This is a genomic window from Jeotgalibaca sp. MA1X17-3 (genome assembly GCF_021513155.1).
Classification (GTDB): domain Bacteria; phylum Bacillota; class Bacilli; order Lactobacillales; family Aerococcaceae; genus Jeotgalibaca.
Genome location: NZ_CP090983.1, coordinates 457,155 through 481,117 on the forward strand (window position 1 = coordinate 457,155; position 23,963 = coordinate 481,117).

The 23,963-nt window shown below is 35.1% G+C and carries 25 protein-coding genes, 1 pseudogene, 1 riboswitch and 1 other annotated feature; of the genes and pseudogenes, 19 read left to right on the forward strand and 7 right to left on the reverse strand.

Going from position 1 to position 23,963, the window contains the following annotated elements; translation table 11 throughout:
* Positions 1-29: 29 nt before the first annotated feature.
* Together fabV and LZ578_RS02280 are read right to left on the reverse strand one after the other, a co-directional pair.
* On the reverse strand, positions 30-1,226 hold the full coding sequence (gene fabV, locus LZ578_RS02275) for an enoyl-ACP reductase FabV (RefSeq protein ID WP_235145738.1): 1,197 nt from the start codon (positions 1,224-1,226) through the stop codon (positions 30-32).
* Between the two features lie 156 nt (positions 1,227-1,382).
* Entirely contained in the window at positions 1,383-3,401 is a 2,019-nt protein-coding gene (locus LZ578_RS02280; RefSeq protein WP_235145739.1) for a copper-translocating P-type ATPase, read from the reverse strand.
* Positions 3,402-3,699: 298 nt separating this feature from the next.
* On the opposite strand from LZ578_RS02280, the gene LZ578_RS02285 reads away from it, so the two are divergent.
* From LZ578_RS02285 to LZ578_RS02305, 5 genes are all read left to right on the forward strand, one after another.
* Positions 3,700-4,824 (forward strand): acyltransferase, encoded by a 1,125-nt coding sequence (locus tag LZ578_RS02285; RefSeq protein WP_235145740.1) that lies wholly within the window; start codon positions 3,700-3,702, stop codon positions 4,822-4,824.
* Positions 4,825-4,839: 15 nt separating this feature from the next.
* A complete protein-coding gene (locus LZ578_RS02290; RefSeq protein ID WP_235145741.1) occupies positions 4,840-5,751 on the forward strand; it encodes an SMR family transporter in 912 nt (303 codons plus the stop codon).
* Between the two features lie 67 nt (positions 5,752-5,818).
* Positions 5,819-6,520: a hydroxyacylglutathione hydrolase gene (gene gloB, locus LZ578_RS02295; protein ID WP_235145742.1), complete on the forward strand. Its 702-nt coding sequence runs from the start codon at positions 5,819-5,821 to the stop codon at positions 6,518-6,520.
* Positions 6,521-6,562: 42 nt separating this feature from the next.
* Complete coding sequence (locus LZ578_RS02300; protein WP_235145743.1) at positions 6,563-7,120, forward strand: DUF488 family protein; 558 nt, start codon at positions 6,563-6,565, stop codon at positions 7,118-7,120.
* A gap of 85 nt (positions 7,121-7,205) precedes the next feature.
* A riboswitch (SAM riboswitch) is annotated at positions 7,206-7,314 on the forward strand.
* A gap of 78 nt (positions 7,315-7,392) precedes the next feature.
* Positions 7,393-7,635: a hypothetical protein gene (locus LZ578_RS02305; RefSeq protein ID WP_235145744.1), complete on the forward strand. Its 243-nt coding sequence runs from the start codon at positions 7,393-7,395 to the stop codon at positions 7,633-7,635.
* Between the two features lie 92 nt (positions 7,636-7,727).
* On the opposite strand, the gene LZ578_RS02310 is transcribed toward LZ578_RS02305, so the two are convergent.
* The 3 genes from LZ578_RS02310 to truA form a co-directional block, all read right to left on the reverse strand.
* Positions 7,728-8,279, reverse strand: coding sequence for a 23S rRNA pseudouridine(2604) synthase RluF (locus tag LZ578_RS02310; RefSeq protein ID WP_311198606.1), 552 nt, complete (start codon positions 8,277-8,279; stop codon positions 7,728-7,730).
* A gap of 39 nt (positions 8,280-8,318) precedes the next feature.
* Positions 8,319-8,435, reverse strand: a complete 117-nt coding sequence (locus LZ578_RS02315) for a S4 domain-containing protein (RefSeq protein WP_235145745.1) — start codon at positions 8,433-8,435, stop codon at positions 8,319-8,321.
* A 109-nt stretch (positions 8,436-8,544) separates the two neighbouring features.
* Positions 8,545-9,285: a tRNA pseudouridine(38-40) synthase TruA gene (truA, locus tag LZ578_RS02320; protein WP_235145746.1), complete on the reverse strand. Its 741-nt coding sequence runs from the start codon at positions 9,283-9,285 to the stop codon at positions 8,545-8,547.
* A gap of 347 nt (positions 9,286-9,632) precedes the next feature.
* On the opposite strand from truA, the gene LZ578_RS02325 reads away from it, so the two are divergent.
* The 7 genes from LZ578_RS02325 to LZ578_RS02355 all read left to right on the forward strand — a co-directional run bounded on the left by LZ578_RS02325 (position 9,633) and on the right by LZ578_RS02355 (position 14,722).
* On the forward strand, positions 9,633-10,097 hold the full coding sequence (locus LZ578_RS02325; RefSeq protein WP_235145747.1) for a pyridoxamine 5'-phosphate oxidase family protein: 465 nt from the start codon (positions 9,633-9,635) through the stop codon (positions 10,095-10,097).
* A gap of 127 nt (positions 10,098-10,224) precedes the next feature.
* Positions 10,225-10,434 (forward strand): helix-turn-helix transcriptional regulator, encoded by a 210-nt coding sequence (locus tag LZ578_RS02330; protein WP_235145748.1) that lies wholly within the window; start codon positions 10,225-10,227, stop codon positions 10,432-10,434.
* Entirely contained in the window at positions 10,427-10,834 is a 408-nt protein-coding gene (locus tag LZ578_RS02335) for a hypothetical protein (RefSeq protein WP_235145749.1), read from the forward strand. Before LZ578_RS02330 ends, LZ578_RS02335 begins: the two co-directional genes overlap by 8 nt.
* A gap of 204 nt (positions 10,835-11,038) precedes the next feature.
* Positions 11,039-11,905 carry a helix-turn-helix domain-containing protein gene (locus LZ578_RS02340; protein WP_255763970.1) on the forward strand — a complete coding sequence of 289 codons (867 nt, stop codon included), beginning with the start codon at positions 11,039-11,041 and terminating at the stop codon, positions 11,903-11,905.
* 22 nt (positions 11,906-11,927) lie between these two features.
* Positions 11,928-12,866, forward strand: a complete 939-nt coding sequence (locus tag LZ578_RS02345) for an FAD:protein FMN transferase (RefSeq protein ID WP_235145751.1) — start codon at positions 11,928-11,930, stop codon at positions 12,864-12,866.
* 36 nt (positions 12,867-12,902) lie between these two features.
* Positions 12,903-13,511 carry an NADPH-dependent FMN reductase gene (locus LZ578_RS02350; RefSeq protein ID WP_235145752.1) on the forward strand — a complete coding sequence of 203 codons (609 nt, stop codon included), beginning with the start codon at positions 12,903-12,905 and terminating at the stop codon, positions 13,509-13,511.
* A gap of 17 nt (positions 13,512-13,528) precedes the next feature.
* Positions 13,529-14,722: an NAD(P)H-dependent oxidoreductase gene (locus tag LZ578_RS02355; protein WP_235145753.1), complete on the forward strand. Its 1,194-nt coding sequence runs from the start codon at positions 13,529-13,531 to the stop codon at positions 14,720-14,722.
* Between the two features lie 63 nt (positions 14,723-14,785).
* On the opposite strand, the gene LZ578_RS02360 is transcribed toward LZ578_RS02355, so the two are convergent.
* Positions 14,786-15,085: an iron-sulfur cluster repair di-iron protein, ric gene (locus LZ578_RS02360; RefSeq protein ID WP_235145754.1), complete on the reverse strand. Its 300-nt coding sequence runs from the start codon at positions 15,083-15,085 to the stop codon at positions 14,786-14,788.
* A gap of 178 nt (positions 15,086-15,263) precedes the next feature.
* Here LZ578_RS02360 and LZ578_RS02365 point away from each other — a divergent pair, with 178 nt between their 5' ends.
* Complete coding sequence (locus LZ578_RS02365; RefSeq protein ID WP_235145755.1) at positions 15,264-17,534, forward strand: ATP-binding cassette domain-containing protein; 2,271 nt, start codon at positions 15,264-15,266, stop codon at positions 17,532-17,534.
* 62 nt (positions 17,535-17,596) lie between these two features.
* Here LZ578_RS02365 and LZ578_RS02370 read toward each other — a convergent pair whose 3' ends face one another.
* Positions 17,597-18,397, reverse strand: a complete 801-nt coding sequence (locus LZ578_RS02370) for an amino acid ABC transporter substrate-binding protein (RefSeq protein WP_235145756.1) — start codon at positions 18,395-18,397, stop codon at positions 17,597-17,599.
* Positions 18,398-18,493: 96 nt separating this feature from the next.
* Positions 18,494-18,746: a binding site (T-box leader), on the reverse strand.
* Between the two features lie 196 nt (positions 18,747-18,942).
* On the opposite strand from LZ578_RS02370, the gene LZ578_RS02375 reads away from it, so the two are divergent.
* From LZ578_RS02375 to LZ578_RS02400, 6 genes and pseudogenes are all read left to right on the forward strand, one after another.
* On the forward strand, positions 18,943-19,887 hold the full coding sequence (locus tag LZ578_RS02375; RefSeq protein WP_235145757.1) for an ABC transporter permease: 945 nt from the start codon (positions 18,943-18,945) through the stop codon (positions 19,885-19,887).
* Between the two features lie 14 nt (positions 19,888-19,901).
* Positions 19,902-20,846 (forward strand): iron chelate uptake ABC transporter family permease subunit, encoded by a 945-nt coding sequence (locus LZ578_RS02380; RefSeq protein ID WP_235146378.1) that lies wholly within the window; start codon positions 19,902-19,904, stop codon positions 20,844-20,846.
* On the forward strand, positions 20,843-21,601 hold the full coding sequence (locus LZ578_RS02385; protein WP_235145758.1) for an ABC transporter ATP-binding protein: 759 nt from the start codon (positions 20,843-20,845) through the stop codon (positions 21,599-21,601). The genes LZ578_RS02380 and LZ578_RS02385 overlap by 4 nt, the downstream gene beginning before the upstream one ends.
* Before the next feature lie 19 nt (positions 21,602-21,620).
* Positions 21,621-22,565, forward strand: coding sequence for a siderophore ABC transporter substrate-binding protein (locus tag LZ578_RS02390; protein WP_235146379.1), 945 nt, complete (start codon positions 21,621-21,623; stop codon positions 22,563-22,565).
* A 158-nt stretch (positions 22,566-22,723) separates the two neighbouring features.
* Positions 22,724-23,101, forward strand: a complete 378-nt coding sequence (locus LZ578_RS02395; protein ID WP_235145759.1) for a RidA family protein — start codon at positions 22,724-22,726, stop codon at positions 23,099-23,101.
* Positions 23,102-23,158: 57 nt separating this feature from the next.
* Positions 23,159-23,695, forward strand: a pseudogene (locus LZ578_RS02400) (toprim domain-containing protein); the annotation flags it as partial.
* Positions 23,696-23,963 lie beyond the last annotated feature (268 nt).

A 23,963-nucleotide genomic window follows, 5' to 3' on the forward strand; every position in this document is an offset into this window, starting at 1 on the left:
ACCGCTTTTTGATATGAAATATATAAGAATTAATAAGTTAATTCTTTTAATTCTTCTAACGTAATGTCTTGTTCTACATAGTTTTCCACCATAAAGCCACTCAAAACAGAGAATTCTTTTAGTATTGTATCAAAAGCTGTTCGTTCAGAGTTAAAGTTTTCTGCATTCAATTGATGAACTAATTCTTTTGTTTTTGCCTGAGTGTCCGGGTCAATTTCCCAGTTATCAGGTCTAAGTCTACCTGCTTCATCATATTCTGGCTTTCCGCCGTAAATCATTTCTCGATAAATTCGATCTTGATGCATGATTGGTGTTTCGTGTGTGCCTTTTTCTTCCATTACTTTAAACAGTGCAATACAGTAAACCGGGAAAAATGGAATAACCGCACTTGCTTTTGTTGTAACGGCAGTTGCTACAACCATTGTAGCTTTCCCGTTTATATCAGAAAGTAACTCATTAATATTCTCTGCTTTCACATCACAATCTGCCTTCGCACGACCAAGAGTACCCCCACCATAATAAGGATGATTCAACTCTGTCCCTAAGTAAGAATAGTTAGTTGTAAGAACTCCATCAGCAAGCACATCAGCTTCTTTTAGTGCTTCCATCCATAATTGCCAGTCTTCTCCGCCCATTACTTTGACGGTATCCGCAATTTCTTGGTCTGTTGCAGGTTCTAGCGTTTCTGTATAGAATAATTGTTTTTCCATATTGATGGTAGGACCAACAACGGGTTCTCCAATTGCTTTAATAGAAGAGTGGTAGATTTCTCCTGTTTCCGGATCTTTCCGAACCCCACTTGCTAAGCTATAGACAACTAAATCGACTTTCCCACCAAATTCATTCTTTATATAATCGATAACGTCTTGCTTTGTCTCCTTACTAAAAGCATCTTGAACAAAGTTTTTGGCAATGAGGCCTTCTTCTTCAGCAGCTTCACGAAAAGCAATATTATTATACCAACCGGCTGTTCCTAGGTTTCTTGCACTCTTTGGTCCCTTTTCAAATGAAACTCCAATGGTATCTGCTCCAGCACCGAAAGCTAAGCTAATTCGAGTGGACAGACCATAACTGGATGAAGCACCAATAACTAGTACTTTTTTAGGACCTTCATACGTCCCTTTCTCTTTTACGTAATTAATTTCATTCCATACTTGTTGTTTACATCCAAGTGGGTTAATCCCTAGAGCAACATTCCCACGTAATTTATGTTCAAATTTCAGCATGATTGATTTACCTCCATTATATCTTAGTAAGAATATGATAACAGAAAAAGTCTTTTCATAGCTACATGAACTACTATATGAAAAAAATAAGCAAGGCTATGCAAATAAATGATAATGATTGCATAGCCTTGCTATATATTTTAAGAGAAAGGTGAACTAGGCGTCTTGTTTATTCTGGGTAACATCATCAACTTTTAAGAGACGGGCATTGATGGCAACGATAATTGTACTTAATGACATAACGGCTGCTCCAATAGCAGGGGTAATAACAATTCCTTGATTAATCAGTACTCCTGCTGCAAGTGGGATTGCAATAATGTTGTACCCAGCTGCCCAAACTAGATTTTGAACGTTTTTTCGATGGGTGGCTTTAGATAAGTTCATCACATTGAGTACATCTCGTGGATCACTATCTACTAACACAATATCGGCAGTTTCAATTGCTACATCTGTTCCGGCTCCAATAGCAATTCCAATATCTGCTTCTGCTAAAGCAGGAGCATCATTGATTCCGTCACCAACCATGGCTACTTTTTTTGTTCCATTTTCTTTTAGTCGTTGGATATGTTTAGATTTTTCGTCAGGTAAGACTTCGGCCACCACTTGAGTTAGACCTAATTCCTTTCCAACATTTTGTGCTACTTTTTCATTGTCTCCTGTAATCATAATGGATTCAATTCCTCGTTCACTCAATTTTTGAATGGTTTCATAAGCGGATGAACGAATGATGTCACTTAAAGCTAGCATTCCTTGTAGTGTATTTTCTTTTAATACAAAGACGACTGTCTTTCCTTCTTCAGCTAATTTTGAAAAGTGATTTGTATCAAAGGAAATTTCTCTTTCTTTCATAGCACCGGGACTGAGGATGGATATCGCTTCTTTTTCAATAGTTGCTTTTAGTCCTCTTCCTGTTAAGTTTTCAAAGTCCGTAACCGCTAGTTTTGAAAGACCTCTTTTCTCGCCTTCTCGAACAATTCCCTTTGCGATGGGATGGTCTGACTGACTTTCTACTGAATAGGCAATTTGTAATAAGTCCTCTTCTTTGATTCCTTTTACAGGTAAAATATCATCGACTCCGAATTGACCTTCTGTTAACGTACCGGTCTTATCAAACACTACTTTATCAATCTTTCGAGCAGATTCAAATTGAGTTCGATTTCGTATTAAAAGACCTTCTTTGGCAGCAATGGAAGTGGACACGGCACTGACTAATGGCATTGCCAAACCTAAAGCGTGTGGACAGGCGATAATAAGAACGGTAACCATACGTTGGAGTGCAAACTCAAAATCTGCCACTACAATCCAATAAGAGAGGGTAGCAATCCCCGAGGCCACTGCAATATAGAAGAGCCATTTCGCAACTAAATCTGCAAATCCTTGTGCGCGAGATTTTGTCGCTTGTGCATTTTTAACTAATTCAACAACTTGAGAAAGATAGGTATCTGAACCTATTTTTTTAACTTGAACCGTTAAGACTCCATTTCCATTAATGGATCCTCCAATAACGTTATCTCCCACTTTTTTGTCGATAGGAACCGACTCTCCTGTAAGCATGGATTCATCGAGAGTAGATTCTCCTTCTAAGATTTCTCCATCTAAAGGGATTTTTTCACCAGATTTTACAAGGATATGATCATCAGGATGTAATTCTTCTACAGATATATCGGTCACATTTCCTTCAGGATCGATTTTGTGTGCTTCATTAGGCATTAACTCAATGAGTTCTTCCAAAGCCTTAGATGCGCCCATTTGTGACCTCATCTCAATCCAATGTCCGAGTAACATTACAATGATTAACGTTGCTAATTCAAAATAGAAATCACTTCCTTCTATAAAGAAAGTAGTTAGCGAACTATATACATATGAAGCAACGATAGCTAAGGAGATGAGTGTCATCATACCGGGCGTTCGATCTTTAAACAATTCCGTTTTGGCACCACTTAGAAAAGGTTGACCTCCATAGAAAAAAACAAAGGATGCTAGTAAGAAAAGAAGAATCTTAGAACCAGGAAAAGAGAGGTTATAATCTAACAAATTTTGTAACATAGGAGACAGAATTAAAATAGGAATAGATACGAGTAAACTAATCCACAATTTTTTCTTGAAATTCTCAATCATATGAGCGTGATGATCATGATGAGAGTGTTGTTCTTTTTGTTCTTGATGTTCGTGCATAAAAAATTCCTCCTTTAAATAAAAGCGAAAGAAGTAGGTTGTCAACTATTGCTTACATTTGTAAACGATTCTAGTTTAAGTATATAATGATGAGGAGTTATTGTCAAAGGATCACCTTTTATTTTTTAATGTTCTAATTCTTCTTTCTTTTTTCATTATTAGAACGATAAATATGTGAAAGTAATAGTACCTATAAACTTTCAAAACGAAAATATATCTTCATAGGCTGAAAGGTTCTGGCTTGCTTTTTGTTTCATTCATTTCGTAAACTATCCATGACATGAAAGGGGTGGGGATTGTGATAGAAGTTTCTCAAAAGAAAAATAAACGGATTGCTTCTTTTGATGGAATGCGAGGCCTAGCCGCACTTTTCGTGATGTTTTTTCATGTGCTAACATGGACAGAAGTAGGATTCCTAGCAAATTATGAACTTACTTTTAAAAATCCTTTCTGGAAAATAATGACCATTACTCCTTTAAAAATATTGTGGGGCGGGAATGAAGCGGTTATTTTGTTTTACATTATCGGAGGATTTGTTATTGCTAAACCATATATAGAAGGTCGAACATTAAATTTTTTCGCCTTTTTCAAAAAAAGGTTTATGCGTCTAGTTTTACCTTATTGGACTATTTTGATCCTTACTTTGCTCTGCATCTTCTTGTTGGGTACTCTCAAGAATGGAGTTGTGCTTAGTAGCTCGTTTGATGTGAAATGGACGTCCTTACCCCAATTTCGGGAAACGGTAAACCTTTTTTTAATGGGGGATCGTAATCTAGATGTGATTGCTGGAGCTTTTTGGAGTATCATTCAGGAGTGGCGTATTTCATTGCTGATGCCTTTTGTAGGAGTATTGCTCTATCGGTATCCAACGTGGAAAGTATTCACAGGAACGATGGTTTTGAATCGAGTACTGGCCTTATTACTGCAAGCAGCACCAAGTTTACACCGAACCAACTATTATTTTATTTATTTTTTCTTAGGAGCGGTACTATATAAGCATCTGGATGAATTCTGTTTCTGGTTCAAGAATCATCGATGGCTTGCATTATTAGTTCCTATTCTGATTCCATTTCAATGGATTATGGCTGGATTTGGAGTGACGATTGCTAGGCGGGAGGCATTGCTCCTAACTGGTACTGGGTTTGTCTTGTTGATATTAGCTGTTATCGAGTCTAAAAAGCTTACACAGTTATTTGAATCGTCTCCGTTTCTTTTTTTGGGACAAATCTCGTTCAGTCTTTATCTGACTCATAGTACTAGTATTGTGTTGTTTACGACTGTTTTTGGACAGTGGTTGAACCCTACAGTGATGTTACTTGTTTCACCTGTGTTTGCGATTGGGATTGCAAAGGGATGGTACGAATGGATAGAGAAAGGTTTGCTACAACGTTTAAATAAAAACGTTCGACAGCGATACAAATAGAAAAAGGAGGTCATTATGTTTTATTTAACGTTAGCGATTATATGCAGTGCATCAATTGCTCTTATTTTTAAATATACCGAAAATTCGAACGCAAACCGAATGGTCATTACAAGTGCTAACTACTTTATTGCTTTTTCCATTAGTCTATTTATGATTTTTTACAAAGGGTTATTATCTAATTTTAGTCGAGAGATATCTTTTGCAAAAGATTTTTCTCTCTTATCTACTAATCCAGAACATATTTTATCTCCTTCTTCCAGCATCATTTGGGGGTTAATTGTTGGTGGAATATTTGGTTCATTCTTTTTTCTTTCTTTTACGTATTACCAAAAGAGTATAAAAGAAAATGGAGTAGGAATTTCAGGAACCATTGCCAAATTAGGGATATTGATTCCTATGATTTTTTCAATCGTTATATGGAAAGAGTTTCCTTCTGTTATTCAATGGATAGGAATTATTTTATCTTTGGTTTCCATTCTGATTGTCAATTTATCACAGAAGTCGCTTGAAAAGTTTGATGTAAAGCCTACGATTATCTTTTTGTTTGTATTTGGAGGAATGGCAGAATTTTCTAGTAAAATTTATCAAAAATATGCATTAAATGACTATAAAGATGTTTTTCTTTTTGCAATATTTTTTACGGCTTTCCTAGTAAGTATTTTCTATACAGTTAAAGAAAAAAGAAAAATAACCAAAAAAGATATTTTAACAGGCTTTGTAGTTGGAATTCCTAATTTGTTTTCTTCGTACTTTTTAATACTGTCACTCGCTACTTTAAAAACGTCAGTAGTCTTTCCGATCTATAGTGCGGCCAGCATTGTGCTGATTAATATAGGTGGATATTTCTTATTTAAAGAGAAAATCACTAGAAAAAATCAAGTAGCGATTGTTTTGACAGTACTTGCACTTATTTTAATTAATCTCTAAGTCAAACAAATTGGTAAACAATATAAGACAAGTCCTATATAATAAAGAAAAGAAGGGGGTAAGATAGATGAATATTCATTCTGTAAAAGCTTTTTCTGATAATTACATTTGGATCATCCAAGAAGGTACAGAAGCAGTAGTAGTCGATCCGGGAGAATCCAGACAAGTGCTGGATTATTTAGACGAAAACAATTTACATTTAAAGGCTATTTTATTAACACATAATCATGACGACCATATAGGTGGCGTTGAGGAAATTTTAAAAAAATATCCAATGATTCCTATTTATGGGCCCAAAGAAACAGAGTCTGTAGCGAATCATCTTGTAGAAGAAGGGGATACTGTTCATTTGTTAGACCAAACGTTTGATGTATTAAAAACAGGGGGACATACGCAGGGACATATTAGCTTTTTGACTAAGGAGGCACTTTTTTGTGGTGATTCTTTATTCTCAGCGGGTTGTGGTCGAGTCTTTACAAGAGACTACCAAGCTCAGTACGATGCCTTACAGAAATTTAAACAATTAGACGATGAAGTACAAGTCTATGCGGCTCATGAATATACACAGACCAATTTACGCTTTGCACATTCTATAGAACCATCTGATCCCTTTATCTCTAAGGCGTTGACTGAAGTGGATGAATTGCGTAAAAAGGGAAAGTCAACGTTACCTACAACGATTGGCAAGGAAAAGAAAATCAATCTGTTTCTTCAAGCGGATGATTTAGAAGGATTTGTAAAGTTACGTAAAGCTCGAGATGTTTTCTAAGCTATTTTAAAGTAGTTCTTCAAAAGGAAAGGAGGGTTTTGATTGAATATTTATACAATTGGTCACTCCACTCATAGTGAAGAAGAGTTTATTTCTTTGCTACAATCCTATGATATAGAAGCTTTAGTAGATGTACGCTCGTATCCTGGTAGTAATTACATGCCGCAATTTAATAAAGAAAACATGGAAAAGTGGATTCCGGAAAACGGTATTCAGTATATACATATGCCGTCATTAGGCGGTAGGAGAAAGAAAAATCATGACATAGATGAGTCATTAGTAGATGGATGGAGAAATAATTCTTTTCAGAACTACGCAGCCTATAGCCTGACAAAAGAATACGAAGAGGCTCTTCATGAATTGGTTGCTTTAGAGAAAGATAAACGAGTATGTTATATGTGTTCGGAAAGTGTTCCATGGAGATGCCATCGCCTGATTATTTCAAATAATTTAGCCTTAAAAGGATTAACGGTTCATCATATTATGACAGAGAAAAAAACAATTCCACATGAAATTGGACTGTATGGTGCAAAAGCTGTTGTAGAAGGTTCGAAAATTATTTACCCAAAAGAAGCACAAATTGATGAAAAGGAAAAATAGTCAATTAATGAATCAAATGAGCAAATAGAATTCACTTGAAAAAGAGCTACTGTACTGCGATAATAAGTATGAAAACTAAATAACTTCTTTATCAAGAGAGATTGAGGGGCTGGCCCTATGAAATCTCAGCAACCGACTTGTGTACTCACGCAAGCACGGTGCTAAATCCTGCAGAGAAATCTGAAAGATAAGGAGAGTGAACGTTCTATCTCAACTCTTCTTGTTTAAAGAAGGGTTTTTTGTTTTCAAAAAAACAAAAGGAGAGATAAAAAATGATATTGACCAAAGAACAAATTTTAAGTTGTGAACGAATGGAAGAAAATGGTGGACCGAAGAGTTATGCTGGAGCAATGCTTTATCATCAATATAAGTCCAACAAGAATACAGAAAATAATAGAGAGAAAATAGAAATGAAAGATCTAGTTATTGAAAAAGTACAAGAGATTCAAGAATTAGAAAATGAATTAAAACAACAAAAAATAGAATTACAGATTCTACTTAAAAAGATAAGCTAGTATACATACAAAAAGAGATGATCGAGGAGCTTCTTAAAAAGCAACTTGATTATCTCTTTTTTAATTTTTTGAATCAAATATTATTTGCGGATCTACCATTCTCTCGGTTCATAGTCTAAGTCTTTGAATAAGCGATCCTTTTCTTTTTTGGATAGATATCGCCATTGACCTACAGGAAGGCTATTTAATTGAATATTCATGACACGAATTCTTTGTAATCGAAAAACATTATATCCCAACGTTTCACACATCCGACGAATTTGTCGATTGAGACCTTGAGTAAGAATAATTTTAAAATCATATTTAGAAAGTTGTTCAATTTCACAAGGAAGAGTCGTTGTATCTAATATTTCTACACCTTCAGACATATCTTTTAAAAATTCAGGAGTAATGGGACGATCGACGGAGACGATGTATTCTTTCTCATGTCGATTTTCAGAACGCAGAATTTCATTAACAATATCTCCGTCGTTTGTTAGGAGTATTAATCCTTCAGAGTCCTTATCCAGTCTACCAATGTGAAAGACAGGAATCGAGTGATTAACTAAGTCTACGATATTCCCTTTAACACCTTTTTCAGTTGTACTCGTAATTCCTACAGGCTTGTTTAAAGCAATATAAACATTATTTCTGGCTACAAAAATTTGATTGCCGTCTACTTTTACTTCATCACCCGGTTTTACCTAGCCACCAATTGTAGCCTTTTTTCCGTTGAGAGTTACGCGACCTTCTGTAATGAGTTTGTCGGCACCTCGTCGGGAAGCTTTTCCTGCTTCACTAATGTATTTATTAATACGCATAGAACCCTTCCTTCATTCAATAATAGACGTTCTTATTTACCATATTGTATATCCAATAAAAGTCAAGCGGCTTTTTTGTATAGAGGAATCGATCATCTCACGACTTCCTTTAATCGTAATAAACTTCATCTAGGAATAAAGCTTGTGACGGGAGGGTCATTCCAGCATCACTTCTAATTTTGCTCTTAAAAATCGCATCAATATATTCTGGTTCTTGCAGGCCAGACCCAATTTCTAGAAGTGTGCCCATAATAATTCGGACCATATTATATAGAAACCCATCTCCTACAAATGTAAAACGAATTAAGTTTCCTTCTCGGTGCATCGTGATTTCTTCAATGGTTCTTTCGGTTGATTTTTTAGATTTCTTAAGAGAAGAGAATCCAATAAAGTCATGGGTTCCTGTCAGTTTTTTACACGCGGCATTGATCTTGTCGACATCAAGGTGGTCTGGATATAGGTAGCTATATTTTCGTTCAAAAGCAGAAGGAACCTGATGATTCCAGACGTAATAACTATACTGTTTTTTAACAGCATGGTAGCGAGAATGAAATCGTTCCGAAGCATCTACTAATTTTTTAACGACAATGTCACGGGGAAGATAACGATTTAGAAAATTTTGCATTGCCTCTACGTCCATGTCAGAAGTTGTCTTGAAGTTGGCTACTTGTCCTTTCGCGTGAGTCCCAGCGTCTGTCCGACCAGAACCAACAATTTCTATCTTTGTTCCTGTCATGTCAGATAAAGTACTTTCTATTTTCCCTTGAATGGTTCGATCGGAATCTCCTAGACGTTGCCAGCCTAAGTATCTTCCACCGTCGTATTCGATAGTCATTTTTATATTTCTCATTTTATCCCTCTTCATCATCTGAATTCATTTCTTGTTAATTAACAAGCCTTTCTCGTATTATACCGAATGTTTTCTGTTTTGACCTCTTTTCATTGAATGTTCATAATAAAAGCTAGATATTAATTTTAGAAGTATCAAACGTAAAACATCACAAAGTTCTCTTTTTTCTTCATTTAAAAAAGATTAAAGGAGTTAGTTCTTATTTGAGAACGTATCTAGAGTAAAAATTAGATTTTGAAAATTGTGATAAAACATACAAACAATTCATTTGTCAAGAAAAAGTATGATATAATGGTTATACTTTCAAATAAAAAAGAAGTACATTTTATTAAAAAAGGAGTGCAAGTATGGAGATAGAAGATATTTTAAAAGTCTTACAAGATCAAATGAAAGTAGCCATTTTCGCTACAGTTGATGAAGAAAATAAACCACATGCACGTCATGCACATATAGGAGTAGCTAATGAACAGGGTATATTTTTCATGACACATCCAAGAACCAATTTTTATAAACAACTCCAGCACAATCCTCATGTTGCGATTACAGCTATGTCTGAAGATGGTTACCTGATTCAAGTTATTCGGATTGAAGGAAAAGTTCGTGAAGTTGGAAAAGAACATTTAGAGGAAGTATTAGCAGGGAATCCATATGTGAAACACGTTTATCCTGATAATAGCGATCGTCAGGGATCTCAAGTATTCCAATTGTATGATGGAGACGGTTTTTACCATAGCATGACTCAAGGGCACCGCTATACATTTAAAATTAATGCGGAAGAACCTACTTCTTCACCTCTTCGAGTTATAACCTGAAATATTCAAAAAAATATAGCGCACGTATGTAAAGGAAACTTGACATGAGTGCGCTTTTATTATAGTATATATGTAAAGGGAGCTTTACATATGTTCTACTTGAATATCTAAATGGAGGGCATATGATTTGGATAATAAACTAGAAGAACTTAGAAAAGAAAAGGGTTTAAGTCAAGAAATGCTCGCAGCTACATTGGATGTATCCAGACAAACAATCAGTTCTCTTGAAAACGGCAGATACAATCCATCGCTTCTACTAGCGTTTAAAATCTCACGATACTTTGGTAAAGAAATCGAGTCTATTTTTATTTATAAGGAGGAAAGTAAGGATGACTAAAAAAAGATATTCTATTCATATATTTCTTACTGGTTTTATTGGATATATGGTAGGAACGATTGGATATTCACTGATGGGTGGAGAGAATAGAACTTTATATTATTTATCTAGTTTTATAAGCGCGAGTGTGATTAGTTTCCTTTATTATTTTTATTCAAGAAAAAAATATAAAAACATTATAAAAGAAATCGAAAGGGAACAAAATGATGAAAGAGGACAAATCATTAATGGGAAAACTTCTTCCTACACGCTCATTCTTACGATGATTTTAAGCCTTAGCATATTTTTATATTCACTAGTAAAAGGATACGAACTAGTTTCTATTATAATTGGAGTATCCTATATAATCACGTGGGTCTTTTATTTAGTACTTCATTTGTATTTAGAGAAAGTTAATTAAAATAATAAAATTTACTTTGGAAAGCAAAGAATAATAGATGAAACATCCAAGATACACCCCTTTCTCTTAGATGAGAGAGGGGTGTATATATTTTTTTATATATTCCCTTGACGATAATATACTAAAAGAGTATACTCAGTTATGTAGAAATGATGTGAATGTACGCACAAACAATTACGTTTTCCACTTATAGGAGGGAAAGCTATCAATATTGAACGATTTATAGAGGCCCGAAAAGTAATGGGTTTTTCACAGATTGACTTAGCAGATGGTATTTGTACACAAGCTACCTTAAGCCGTTTTGAAAATAATGGACAAGTTCCGAACTTAAAAATTCTTATTAAACTTTGTAATCGACTGAATTTACCTTTAGGTGAATTATTTCCTAAAGTAGGTGTGAAATACAGCGATACCATTGAAAAAATGAATAAAGCTGAGTTTTTTCTCATTACCAGTGAGTATGAACAAGCAGCAACATTATTGGAGATTATTCCCATTGGTGAAATTGAAGATCCTAATTTAGCACTTCGTTATCATTATATAAAAGGCTTTATTATGATTTTTCAAAATGGGGCAGTGATTGATACTTTATTCATGTTTGATCAAATTTTATTAGAAGAACAAACGAATGAGTCAGAAATTTTTCGTCTGTTAGCTTATACAGGAATTGGCATGATCTATTCCCGTGAGAAAGATCAAGAAAAAGCGGAGTTTTATTTTAATAAAGTACTTGAGAAAATTTACAACTATCCTACTAACATAATGGAAGATACTTGGAGAGTACTGAATATCGTCTTTAACTGTGGAGTCTTTTATTCAGACATTCACGAACTAGAAATTAGCAATGCTCTGCTTCGATATGCTATCTCAATTTGTTCAGATAATCACGTTACCTATTATATTGCCCGTGCAGCCATTCAGTTGGCGAAAAATGCAATTATACAAAATCAGCCACAAGAAGTAATCTTGGAACTGATTTATGATGCAAGAGCCTATTCGAAAGTCAATCGTAATTCAATAGCACTGAAGGAATTAGCCCTTTTAGAAAAAGAGGTGCTCGCAAACGCTTAGAAGTGAAAGAAGTGGAAAAAACATGGTACAAAAGAGAAAAACAGTTCATTTGATGGGAACCGTCATTGATTTGTTGATCGAACATGATTCTGCTGAGGAGCTGTTAACGGAAGTAATCAAACGTTTGGAACGATATGAACATCGCTTTAGTGCAAATAGCTCTGATTCTGAATTAATGATGATTAATAAACAGGCAGGCATTCAGCCAGTTTCTGTTCATCCTGAGCTATATGAATTAATAAAAATCGGTACCATTCATAGTTGCGCACCAGAAAGTAATTTAAATATTGCCATCGGTCCTTTGGTTCAAACGTGGCGGATTGGATTTAGTGATGCAAAAGTTCCTTCTGATGAAGAAATCCAAAGATTGCTTCAAATAACGAATCCAAAAAATATTATCTTAAATGATGAAGAGCAAACTGTTTTTTTAAAACAAAAAGGAATGCTCATTGACCTAGGAGCACTCGCAAAAGGATACATAGCTGATTTGCTTATAGAGTATTTAAAAAATATGAATGTATCATCGGCCTTAATCAATTTAGGTGGAAACATCGTAGGACTAGGACCTTCTCGTTCTGCAGATAAAAAAAATTGGAACATCGGCATTCAAAATCCGTTGCTTCCTCGTAATCAATATATGGTCACTTTAAAAATTGCCAATCAGTCCGTTGTGACCTCTGGCATTTATGAAAGAAGTTTGAGTAGTGGTGGACAAACCTATCACCATATTCTTGATTCCCACACGGGATATCCACTTACGACGGATGTTGCTAGTTTAACCATCCAGTCTGAACAATCAGTGGATGGTGAAATATGGACCACTCGCTTATATGGGAAACCGGCACAAGATGTGATTAATCAGTTAAATCAACTAGAAGGAATAGAAGGACTGCTTATTAAAAAAGATGGCACGATTCTTTATTCGAATGGTCTAAAAGAAATGATGAAAAAAAACATTTAATCAATATAGATTAATGAATTGGAAGGAAGTAATAACATGCAAAAGTTTATCGGTTTAGTAGGAACAAATTCAGATCGCTCTACCAATCGTCAGTTGCTACAATTTATGGAAAAACATTTTTCAGATAAAGCAGAAATTGAAATCGTAGAAATTAAAGAGGTTCCAATCTTTAATAAACCTGCCGATCGAACCATTCCTGAAGAAGTAGCAAAAATCGCTAAAAAAATTGATGAGGCAGCTGGAGTTATTATTAGCACTCCTGAATATGATCACTCTGTTCCTGCAGCACTAAGTAATGCCCTAAATTGGTTGTCTTATGGAATTTACCCATTTGTTGACAAACCAGTAATGATTACGGGAGCTTCTTACGGAACACTTGGTTCTTCTAGAGCACAAATGCACTTGCGTCAGATATTAGATGCTCCAGAATTAAAAGCTCGTATTATGCCTAGTTCAGAATTCTTATTGAGTCATTCTCTACAAGCGTTTGACAAAGATAATAACTTGAATAATCAAGAGCACGTAGAAAAATTAGAAGAATTATTTGCAGACTTTTTGACTTTTGTAGAAATCACTAATCAATTAAACCACGCACATGCTCTTAATAAAAAAGCAGCAGCAGATTTTTCTTGGGAAGAAATATAAAATAGGAGTTGTCTATAGTGAAAATAGTAGGAATTGTAGGATCTAACGCAGAATTATCATATAACCGTAAATTATTGCAATTTATAGAAAAACAGTTTGGCAGTATGTTTGATTTTGAAGTAATTGAAATCAAGGATATTCCTTTATTTAACCAAAGTAACGACCAAACGAACAGCGCTCCTATTCAAAATATTCATAGAAAAATTTTGAATGCAGATGGCGTAATCATCGCAACACCAGAACATAATCACACAATTCCAGCAGCATTGAAAAGTGTATTAGAATGGTTATCGTTCAATATTCATTCATTAGATGAAAAGCCAGTAATGATTGTAGGGGCTTCTTACTATGATCAAGGTTCTTCACGCGCACAATTACATTTACGTCAGATATTAGATGCTCCAGGTGTAAATGCAATGGTTATGCCCGGTAATGAATTTTTACTTGGAAAAGTAAAAGAAGCATTCGACGAAAAGGATCGTTTGAAAGACCAAGGAACCATTGATTTCTTAAAAACTTGCCTAGAAAAGTTTGTTAAATTTATCAATGTGGTTACCGTTTTAGAAGCACCTAAAAAAGAAGCAGCTAAACCAGAAGATTTACATGCAACTGGTAAAGTTGATACAACTATTGAAGGCGTAGATATGGAAGCAGATGATTGGCTGGAGCAAGCTGCTGAATTAGTTGATGCAGTAGAAGGAAATACGTATGTGAAACTCGATCGTGGTCTTTTGACTGTAGATCAATTGAACTACTTCTTATCTTCTATGCCTATGGAATTGACTTATGCAGATAGCAATAACCAGTTCTTATACTACAACCATACAAAACCAATGGAAGAAATGTTGGCAGGTCGTACTCCTGGACAAGTAGGAAATCCTCTAGCAAAATGTCACCCTGAAAAATCATTCAAGGGAGTAGAGTGGGTTCTTCAACAATTACGTTCTGGAGCAATGGATTCTGTTCGAGTAAATGTACCTACACACGGACCTGATAAATTTGTGGTTCATAATTACCAAGCGATGCATGATCCAGAAGGAAATTATGTAGGAGTTAATGAATACATTTTAGACTTTAAACCAATTGTAGACTGGTACTTAGAACAAACTGGTATGAAATTAGAAGGAAATGTGGATGCTGTATCCAGTGCATCTGTTAAAGATGAAGGAGAAACAGTAGATGCTGTTTCTGGAGCTTCAGAGTCTTATTAATTAATCTAGACAAAAATGCCCGGATGAGAATTTTTCCTCTCATCCAGGCATTTTTTGTGTGTTTTATTTTGTTTGATACAAACGGTCTGCTTCCTTTAGTAGTTCATAAGTAGCAACAGTCGTTTCACAAGTATCCTGTGGAGCTTGATAGTCATTAGTTAGTGTTCTTAGATTTTTGAATTCAGTAGCAAAATCAGTAGAATCTGTTGCTATTTTTTCTTCTAACGTTTCAAATATCCTTCTGATTTCAATGATTTCTGGATGATGAGGACCATGGACTTTTGCAATTGCTTTTGTATACATTTCCAACGTATCTCTTTCCTTCTCCATATATTCTTTAAAAGTAGGCTTCTTATTCATCATTACTTCCTCTTTTCTTTTTGTTGTATATTCATTTTAAAGGAAGGACCAGAAAAAGAAATTGATCTGAGTCAAGAGTTGATGATCTATTACGATCATTCAAATTCTTTGTATTTCCCATAGATGTCTCGTACTGTAGAGGTAGTAATTTTATCCAAGTAGGAAGGAAAAGGGTGAGGATATGTCAGAAAATAGAGATGAAATTATTTTAAGAGGACTAAAAGAAAATAATTTAAAAAACATTGATTTGAATATTCCTAAGGGAACAATTAATGTCTTTACGGGACTTTCAGGATCTGGAAAAAGTTCAGTTGTTTTTGATACACTTGCAACCGAGAGTAGAAGACAAATGACGATGAATTATCCTCTCTACGTTCGAAATCAAATGCCCAGGTACGAGAGACCTCATGCAGATCTGATGCAAAATTTAAGTCCAGTAGTTGTAGTAGAACAAAGAGCCGTTGGTGGCAATTCTCGTTCTACTGTCGGTACGTATATGGATATCGATCCATTAATTAGATTATTATTTTCCCGAATTGGAGATCCTTCCATAGGTTCAGCTACAGATTATTCTATGCATAGTACGTTTGGAAGGTGTCCCAAATGTGATGGATTTGGTGAAGTAGTTACACCAGATGTCAATAAACTGGTTGATTTTGATAAAACTCTGCGAGAATATGCAGTTCAATTCAAACCCTTATCTCCCTCAGGCTGGCAAGGACAATGGATGATGACTTGTGGACTATTTGATCCAGATAAACCAATTAAAGAGTATAGCGAAGAAAATCGTAGACTTCTATTAGACGGTCCTCCAGGAGGAGGCACCATCTATGCGCCGTTTCATACAAAAGATGGTCCCCATAACGCACAATGGGATGGACTCCTCCCTAGGTTTACGCGATTATATATTAATAGAGATGTCACAAAATTAAAACAAGTCTCTCAAGAAGATGTTTTAGCAGTATCAACCCATTCTATTTGTCCGCTTTGTCATGGTTCAGGTTTGAATCCTAAAGTATTAGATAGTAAAATAAATGGTTTAAATATTTTAGAATATGATGATTTGGAATTAACTGAAATCCAAACAGAACTAGAAAAAATAAAGGATCCACTCGGTAAATCAGTAGCAAGCCAAGCAATTCCTCCTATCAAACAGCTGATTGAAATGGGATTAGGATATTTAAGTTTATCTAGAAAAATGGGAACGCTATCTGGTGGAGAAGCACAACGGGTAAAAATTGCCCGTCACTTAGGTAGTAGTTTAAATAATATGACCTACATTTTTGATGAGCCAAGTGCAGGTCTACATCCAGAAGAGGTACGTTTACTGATTGAAATGTTGAAGACGATTAAGAAGCAACACAATACTGTAATTGTGATCGAACATGATTTATCGGTTATAAAAGCAGCCGATCAGATTATTGAAATGGGTCCAGAAGCCGGTATAGGTGGAGGAGAAATTATTTATCAAGGAAATGCAAAAGGACTTAAAGGTTCATCTGCATCAACCACATTAGATCATGAGCTACAACTAAATAAACATCCAAGAAAAGGAAAATATTCCTTTTCTATTGAGAACGCAACGATTAACAACTTAAAAAACATTAGTGTCGAGATACCGAAAAATGTTTTGGTTTCTGTTTGTGGAGTCTCTGGGTCTGGAAAAAGTTCTTTATTTTTAGAAGCCTTTACGGAGAAATATCCAGAGACAATCGCAGTAGGGCAAGATCGAATCGGAATTTCTAGTCGCTCCACTTTGGCAACCTATATGGGAGTTATGGATGATATACGGAAAATATTTTCAAAAGAAACAGGGCAACCAGCAGGCTTATTCAGTTTCAACTCATTAGGAGCGTGTCCGGTATGTCATGGTAAAGGATTTACAACACCAGATGTAGCGTTTGCGGATCCTGTGACGATTACGTGTGAGTCATGTGGTGGTACAAGGTATTCAGACGAAGCTTTATCTTTTTATTATAAAGGAAGAAATATAGTAGACGTTTTGGCTTTAACAGTGGATGAAGCTGTTGATGTTTTTGAAATGCCTAAAATTGTTAAAAAAATAAACACCTTAAAAGAAGTAGGATTAGGCTACTTAACCATTGGACAAACGACCAGTTCTTTAAGTGGGGGAGAAGTTCAACGCCTTAAACTAGCGAGTCAATTAAAAAAAGAAGGACAAATTTACCTGCTGGACGAACCTTCTTTAGGGTTGCATATGAAGGATAATGAAAAACTATTGGATGTATTCCAAAATCTAGTCGATAAAGGAAATTCAGTTATTATTATTGAACATAACTTAGATTTTATAGCCGCAAGTGACTGGGTAATTGAAATGGGACCAGAAGGTGGTAAAAGAGGGGGACACATTATTTATGAAGGGACACCAGAAAAGATGCTCCAAGCAAAAACCATAACAGCAAAGTGGTTAAGAAATGGAATGGAACAATAAAATTTCCCAAAAGAAAAAAGGACAGAGAAATCTCTTTTAGAGATTTTCTGTCCTTTTATTTTTTACTCACTATAAAACCATTTGCCATATATCTCATCAAAAGATCCGTCTTGTTCCATATCGGCCAGAGTTTCATTAATACGTTCTTGTAAATCTGTATTTCCTTTTTTGAAAGCAACTGCCATCTCATCTTCACCAAAGTTATCATCAAGGACACGGAAAATATCTTTGTCTAATTGTTTCATATAGTAGCGTCCATAAACTTCACCAACTACGATTGCATCCACACGACCCGCTTCTAGATCACTGAAAGAATTATTATTAGAAGGATACAATACTAAATCCCCGCCTAATTTTTCGTATATTCCAGATGAATCTTCTTTGATTTTATCGACAGAGCTGGAAGATTGTTGGGTAGAAATTAATTTCCCTTCTAAATCAGCTTTTGTAGTAATCTCACTATCTTTCAAAACAATAATAGATTGCGCACTGGTTAAATAAGGCTCACTCAAGAGAACTTTTTCAGCTCGTTCCGGTGTTACTGCATAGCCATTCCAAAGTAAATCAATATTTTCAGTATCTAGTTCTGTTTCCTTCATTGCCCAATCAATAGGCTGGAATTTAATTTCTACATCCAAACGTTTTGCGACTTCTTTTGCTAAATCAACGTCGAAACCAACGATTTCACCACTTTCATCTTGATACCCCATAGGTGCAAACGTATCATCTAATCCCATCACCCACGTTTCTTTTCCTGTTCCATCGCTTAACGACTCGGTTCCTACCGAAGAACCTTCCACTGTTCCACCACAGGCAGCTAGCAAACTTGTAGATGCTATTAACAATAGTACTAATTTTTTCATATCATTTTCCTCCATCTTTCTATTTTTTAATAATGATTCTACGTCGTACATCGTGCTATTTCCAATAAAAAAAGCCCCTTAACTTTCTACTGAAAGTTAAAGGACGATTGAATGTCGTGGTTCCACCTTTTTTTGTGATTCCTTCACAGAAATCACCTCAGAACGTTCCTATTGAAACGTTCGTGCTGTAACGGGCACACCCGAGTCCGTCTAATAAGGGGAAGGATTTCCTACCTGTTCAACGTTCTTGCTCTGAGATGTGTGTTCACTAGAGTCTATTGTTTGCTCGCACCTACCGCAAACTCTCTAAAAATAGACAAAAATTACTTTTTCTCTTCGTAGCAATGAATATTAAAACAATAGTACCATACCCTTTTAGAAATACAAGTGATTTGTTAGAAGGAAACTCATTTATTTTTAATCTCTTGTTCATAAAAAAATAAAAACAAATCGTTTCTAAAAGAAAGGATTGTATTTCGTTGAGCGTTCAACTAAACTTATCTTACTGAGAATGAGAACTATTCTCAATAAGAAAGGAGCTGTCAATGAAACGAATTGGATTAGTCATGGTATTGCTCCTTTTATTTTTTGTTTCTATGTTCATTGGTACACATGAACTTACTTTTTCAGGTCTACTGGAAGGTGATTCCACACAGTGGTTTCTTTTAAGAAAAACACGTCTTCCAAGAAATATTGCATTAGTATTAGCTGGTGGGATGCTTAGTATCTCTGGAAAAACCATGCAACATTTGATGCAAAATAAATTTGTTTCCCCATCTACAATGGGGATGATGGATAGTGCTAAACTTGGAATTTTATTTGTAATGATTTTTATGCCGAATCATTCTATTCTTGTTCGTTCTTTTATTGCGTTTGTATTTGCTTATGTGGGTGTTATTCTTTTTTTACGTTTGAGTAAAGTATTACCTAAAGGAGATCAGATGATTCTTCCGTTAACAGGAATTATGTTTGGTAATATTTTAGGGGCAGTTGCTTCTTTTTTCGCCTATCAATTTCAACTCGTACAGAATATGTCATCCTGGCTACAAGGAAACTTTGCGACCGTGATGGAAGGAAGTTACGAATTACTTTACGTAACCATCCCTGTTTTTATTCTTTTGTATGTATTTGCTTATCAAATTACGATTGCCGGTTTAGGGGAAACAACTGCTACTAGTTTAGGAATAAACTATCAACTTTTACAACGAATGATTTTTTGTCTAGTAGCTTTAGGAAGCAGCTCTGTTTTATTGATGGTAGGAACCATTCCGTTTCTAGGCGTAGTCGTTCCCAATATTGTTTCTTTAATCTATGGAGATCATTTAAAAAATAGCCTGCTTCCAACTGTTATATTTGGTAGTAGTTTCTTATTGTTTTGCGATATCTTATCACGTGTTTTGATTGCTCCCTATGAAATCCCTATTAGTGTTGTAGCGGGTGTCATTGGAGGAATTCTATTCCTTTACTTTTTGATAAGGAGGAGAACCTGATGAAGCAGAAAACAATGAATAAGAAAATTATGTTCCTATTTCTGCTATGTATCGTGGCAATCTTTGCTTATCTAACGATCAATACTTATGGAAATTGGGAGTATGCACTGAAGTTAAGAGGGAAAAGAGTTCTCGCCTTTATTTTGGTAGCTCTTGCTTCTTCTGTGAGTACACTTTCTTTCCAGACCTTAACTCGGAATCGTTTTTTAACTCCTGGTATTTTAGGTTTGGACCAACTATACATTCTGATTCAGACTAGCTTGTTTTTTTATGTAGGGGGAGTCCAGATTCTCTCACAAAATTCAGTTGGAATGTTTCTCTTGCAAGTATTCGTTATGGCTTCGCTTAGTACCGCTATGATTTATTTTTTTATGGATGCATTCACAGCAGATCTATTTTTATTTCTGATGGTGGGAATGGTGTTAGGTTCTTTATTTTCAAGTATCAGTACCTTTTTACAAGTAGTCATGGATCCTAATGAGTATGATTTACTTCAAGGGAAATTATTTGCCAACTTCACAAATGTAGACAGTAATTTACTCGGGATGGCAGCGATACTTGTTTTACTTGGTTCACTAATTCTTTGGAAAGTTGCTCCAGAATTGGATGTTCTTCATCTAGGTAGAGATTTGGCGATAAGTTTGGGGATTCGTGTTCAGAATTTTCAAAAAATAGTTTTATTTATTATTTCTGTGTTAACCGGAGTGGCTACAGCGTTAGTGGGTCCTTCTATCTTTTTAGGTTTTATTATTACAACAATCGGTTATTATTTTTTTGATACCTATCGACATCGACAATTATTTATGGGCTGTTTCTTGATTGGAGTTCTCTTGTTAGTTGGGGGTCAATTTTTTGTAGAACAAATATTTAAATGGCAAACAACCATTAGTACCGTCATCCAATTTATCGGTGGTCTGTTTTTTGTCGGTAAAATAATCCTGGAAAGGAAGAAAAGATGATTAAAGCAAAAAACATTAGTAAAAAATATGAGAAGAAGCTGGTTTTGAAAAATATTAATTTAGAAATCGCTCCAGGAGGTTTAATTGCTTGTATTGGACCTAATGGTGCAGGGAAAAGCACATTTTTATCTTTAATTAGTCGATTACAGCCTGATTATTCTGGTGAGATTTATTTAGAAAAAAATGAAATAAGAAATTGGCATTCGAAAGATTTAGCTAAAAAACTAGCTATATTAAGACAGAGTAATGGAATTCAACTAAATATTTCTGTACGCGATTTAGTTTCTTTTGGACGGTACCCTTATTCAAAAGATCGACTGTCTGTAAAAGACAAAGAGATTGTAGAAGAATCTATCCATCAAATGGCCTTACAAGAAATGGCAGAAGATTCTATTCATACATTGTCGGGTGGTCAGTTGCAACGGGTCTATATCGCTATGGTATTAGCACAAGATACGGAATACATTTTGTTAGATGAGCCATTGAATAATTTAGATTTAAATCACGCCAATCAGATGATGCATCTTTTGAAAAGTTTTGCGAAAGAAAAAAATAAAACGATTATCATTGTCTTACATGATATCAATTTTGCGGCTGGTTTTGCAGATCATATCATTGCTTTTAAAAATGGAGAAGTTTTTGCGGATGGACCGACGGAAAAAATAATCAAACAACAAACGTTGAAAAATCTGTATGAGATGGATATTCGTATACATGAAATAGATGGAAAGAAATTTTGTATGTATTATAACTGAGAGAAGAGGAACGTATATGATAAAGAAAAATAGAATAGGTTTGATGATAGTCGGGGCCGTTTTATTTTTAACAGCTTGCGGAGAAACAGAACAATCCAGTTCAGTGAGCAGTAGTGATGTTACAAGTGAACTTATAGAAGTAGAAGATAGTAATGGTAAAGTAAACGTTCCGTTACATCCAGAAAAAGTTGTGGTTTTTGATAATAGTATGTTGGATACAATGGATGCATTAGGAGTGGGTGAATCAGTTATTGCGGCACCAACAACTAGTTTACCTGATTATTTAAGTGATTATAAACAAGTGGAGTCTGCAGGTGGAATTAAAGAACCTGACTTGGAAAAAATTAATCAAATGCAACCTGATTTAATTATTATTTCTAATAGACAAATAGACTATCAAGAGCAGTTAGAAGAGATTGCACCAACTCTATTTCTTAGTTTAGACAATAAGAACATCTGGTCTTCTATACAAAAAAATATTCAAACGATTGGTACTGTGTTTGGAAAAGAACAAGAAGTGGCAAATGAAATTGAATCATTACAGACACAAATGGAACACACTAAAAAAGAGGCAGAAGACTCTGGAAAGAAAGCTCTTATTTTGTTAATTAATGAAGGAAGCCTATCTGCATACGGACCAGGATCTCGTTTTGGAATCATTCATGAAACGTTGGGATTTGAACCAGCAGATGATCAAATTGAGGCTTCTACTCATGGACAGAATGTATCCTATGAATATGTTTTAGAACAAAATCCTGATATTATTTTTGTAATTGATCGTACGAAAGCGATTGGCGGCGATGCAAGTAATAATAACCTAGCAGATAATGAATTAGTAAAGCAAACGACTGCTTTTAAAGAAGGGGCTGTTATTACATTAGACCCTCAAGTTTGGTATTTAGCCGGTTCTGGCATTGAATCGCTCGAGTTGATGTTGAAAGATGTTCAGCAAGCAATTGAATAAAAAGCTAGTGAATATTTAAGGTTTTAGGAGAGGGGAAATCCTCTCTTTTTTTATTTTAAATGGATAGATACTAGAAATGGTTATCATGATATACTTTAGGAAATACAATAGAATGATTCATATTTAAAATTGATTATGAAAAGGAAGGAGGATTTTACATGAAAAGAAAAGCATATACTGCAAAAAATGTGATGAGTTCGGGGCCATACTCCCATGCCATAGATGCGGGTGATTATGTTTATTTGTCGGGACAAACAGCGAAGAACTCTTTGACAGTAGAAAAAAACAAATTAAATATTCAAGAACAAACAGAAGAATGTTTTAAGAACATAGACAGAATTTTAGAAGAAGCAGGGCTGACAGAAGAACATATCGTAAAGGTTAACGTATATCTTACAAGTATGAAGCATTTTGATTCGATGAATGAAGTGTATCAAACGAAGTTTACAGAACCATATCCTGCTAGAACCTGTGTGGCTGTTCTGGAACTTCCTCTAGGTGCAGATATAGAAATAGAAGTAATTGGAAAAAGATAACCGCATTTCTAAGTAATGTTCAATCCTACTTTTAAACGGTAAAGGAGTTTAATCTCTATGAGTAAAACAGTAATACTTGCTGAAAAGCCAAGTCAAGCTTCTGCCTATGCAGAGGCTTTTTCTAAAACAAAACGTCTGGACGGATACTACAACGTGTTGGATCCGGCTTTCCCTGATACGGTGATTACGTACGGATTTGGTCATTTAGTGTCTCTTTACGAACCAGATGATTATGATAAAAAATTTAAGAAATGGCAGTTAGAAACATTGCCCATTATCCCAGAGCACTTTAAATTTAAAGTAGGGAAAGGGAAAAGTAAACAATACGAAATTGTAAAAAAACAGTTAGATAAAGCAGATCAAATTATTATCGCTACGGATGGAGACCGCGAAGGAGAAGCAATTGCTCGACTTATTATTAATCTTTCTGGAAATAGTGATAAACCTTTAAAGCGATTATGGATCAACTCACTAGAAAAAGAAGAAATTAAAAAAGGCTTCCGTCAATTACGAGAAGGGGAAGAATTCTATTCTAGCTATAAAGAAGCAGAGACTAGACAGATTGCTGATTGGTTAGTTGGGATGAGTGCGACACGTTAGATAGTGAAAAGCTATCTTATTCCAAACGTGCTGTGAAAAGCTGTAAATGGAATAAAGTCCTATTTTGAATAGTGGAATGATGGGGTAACGCCTTGAAACGCTATCTTTAATACTCCGACATGCTACGAGTAGAATGTGTAATCAAAAGTAGTGTGAAGCTCGGTGAAGTCGGGTGAAGTATACCGAAGTGTTCAATTGAATAACCGAAAAGGCAATAGAGGTATTGTCCGTATATGATAGTCCGGAAGTCGTTAAAAACTTA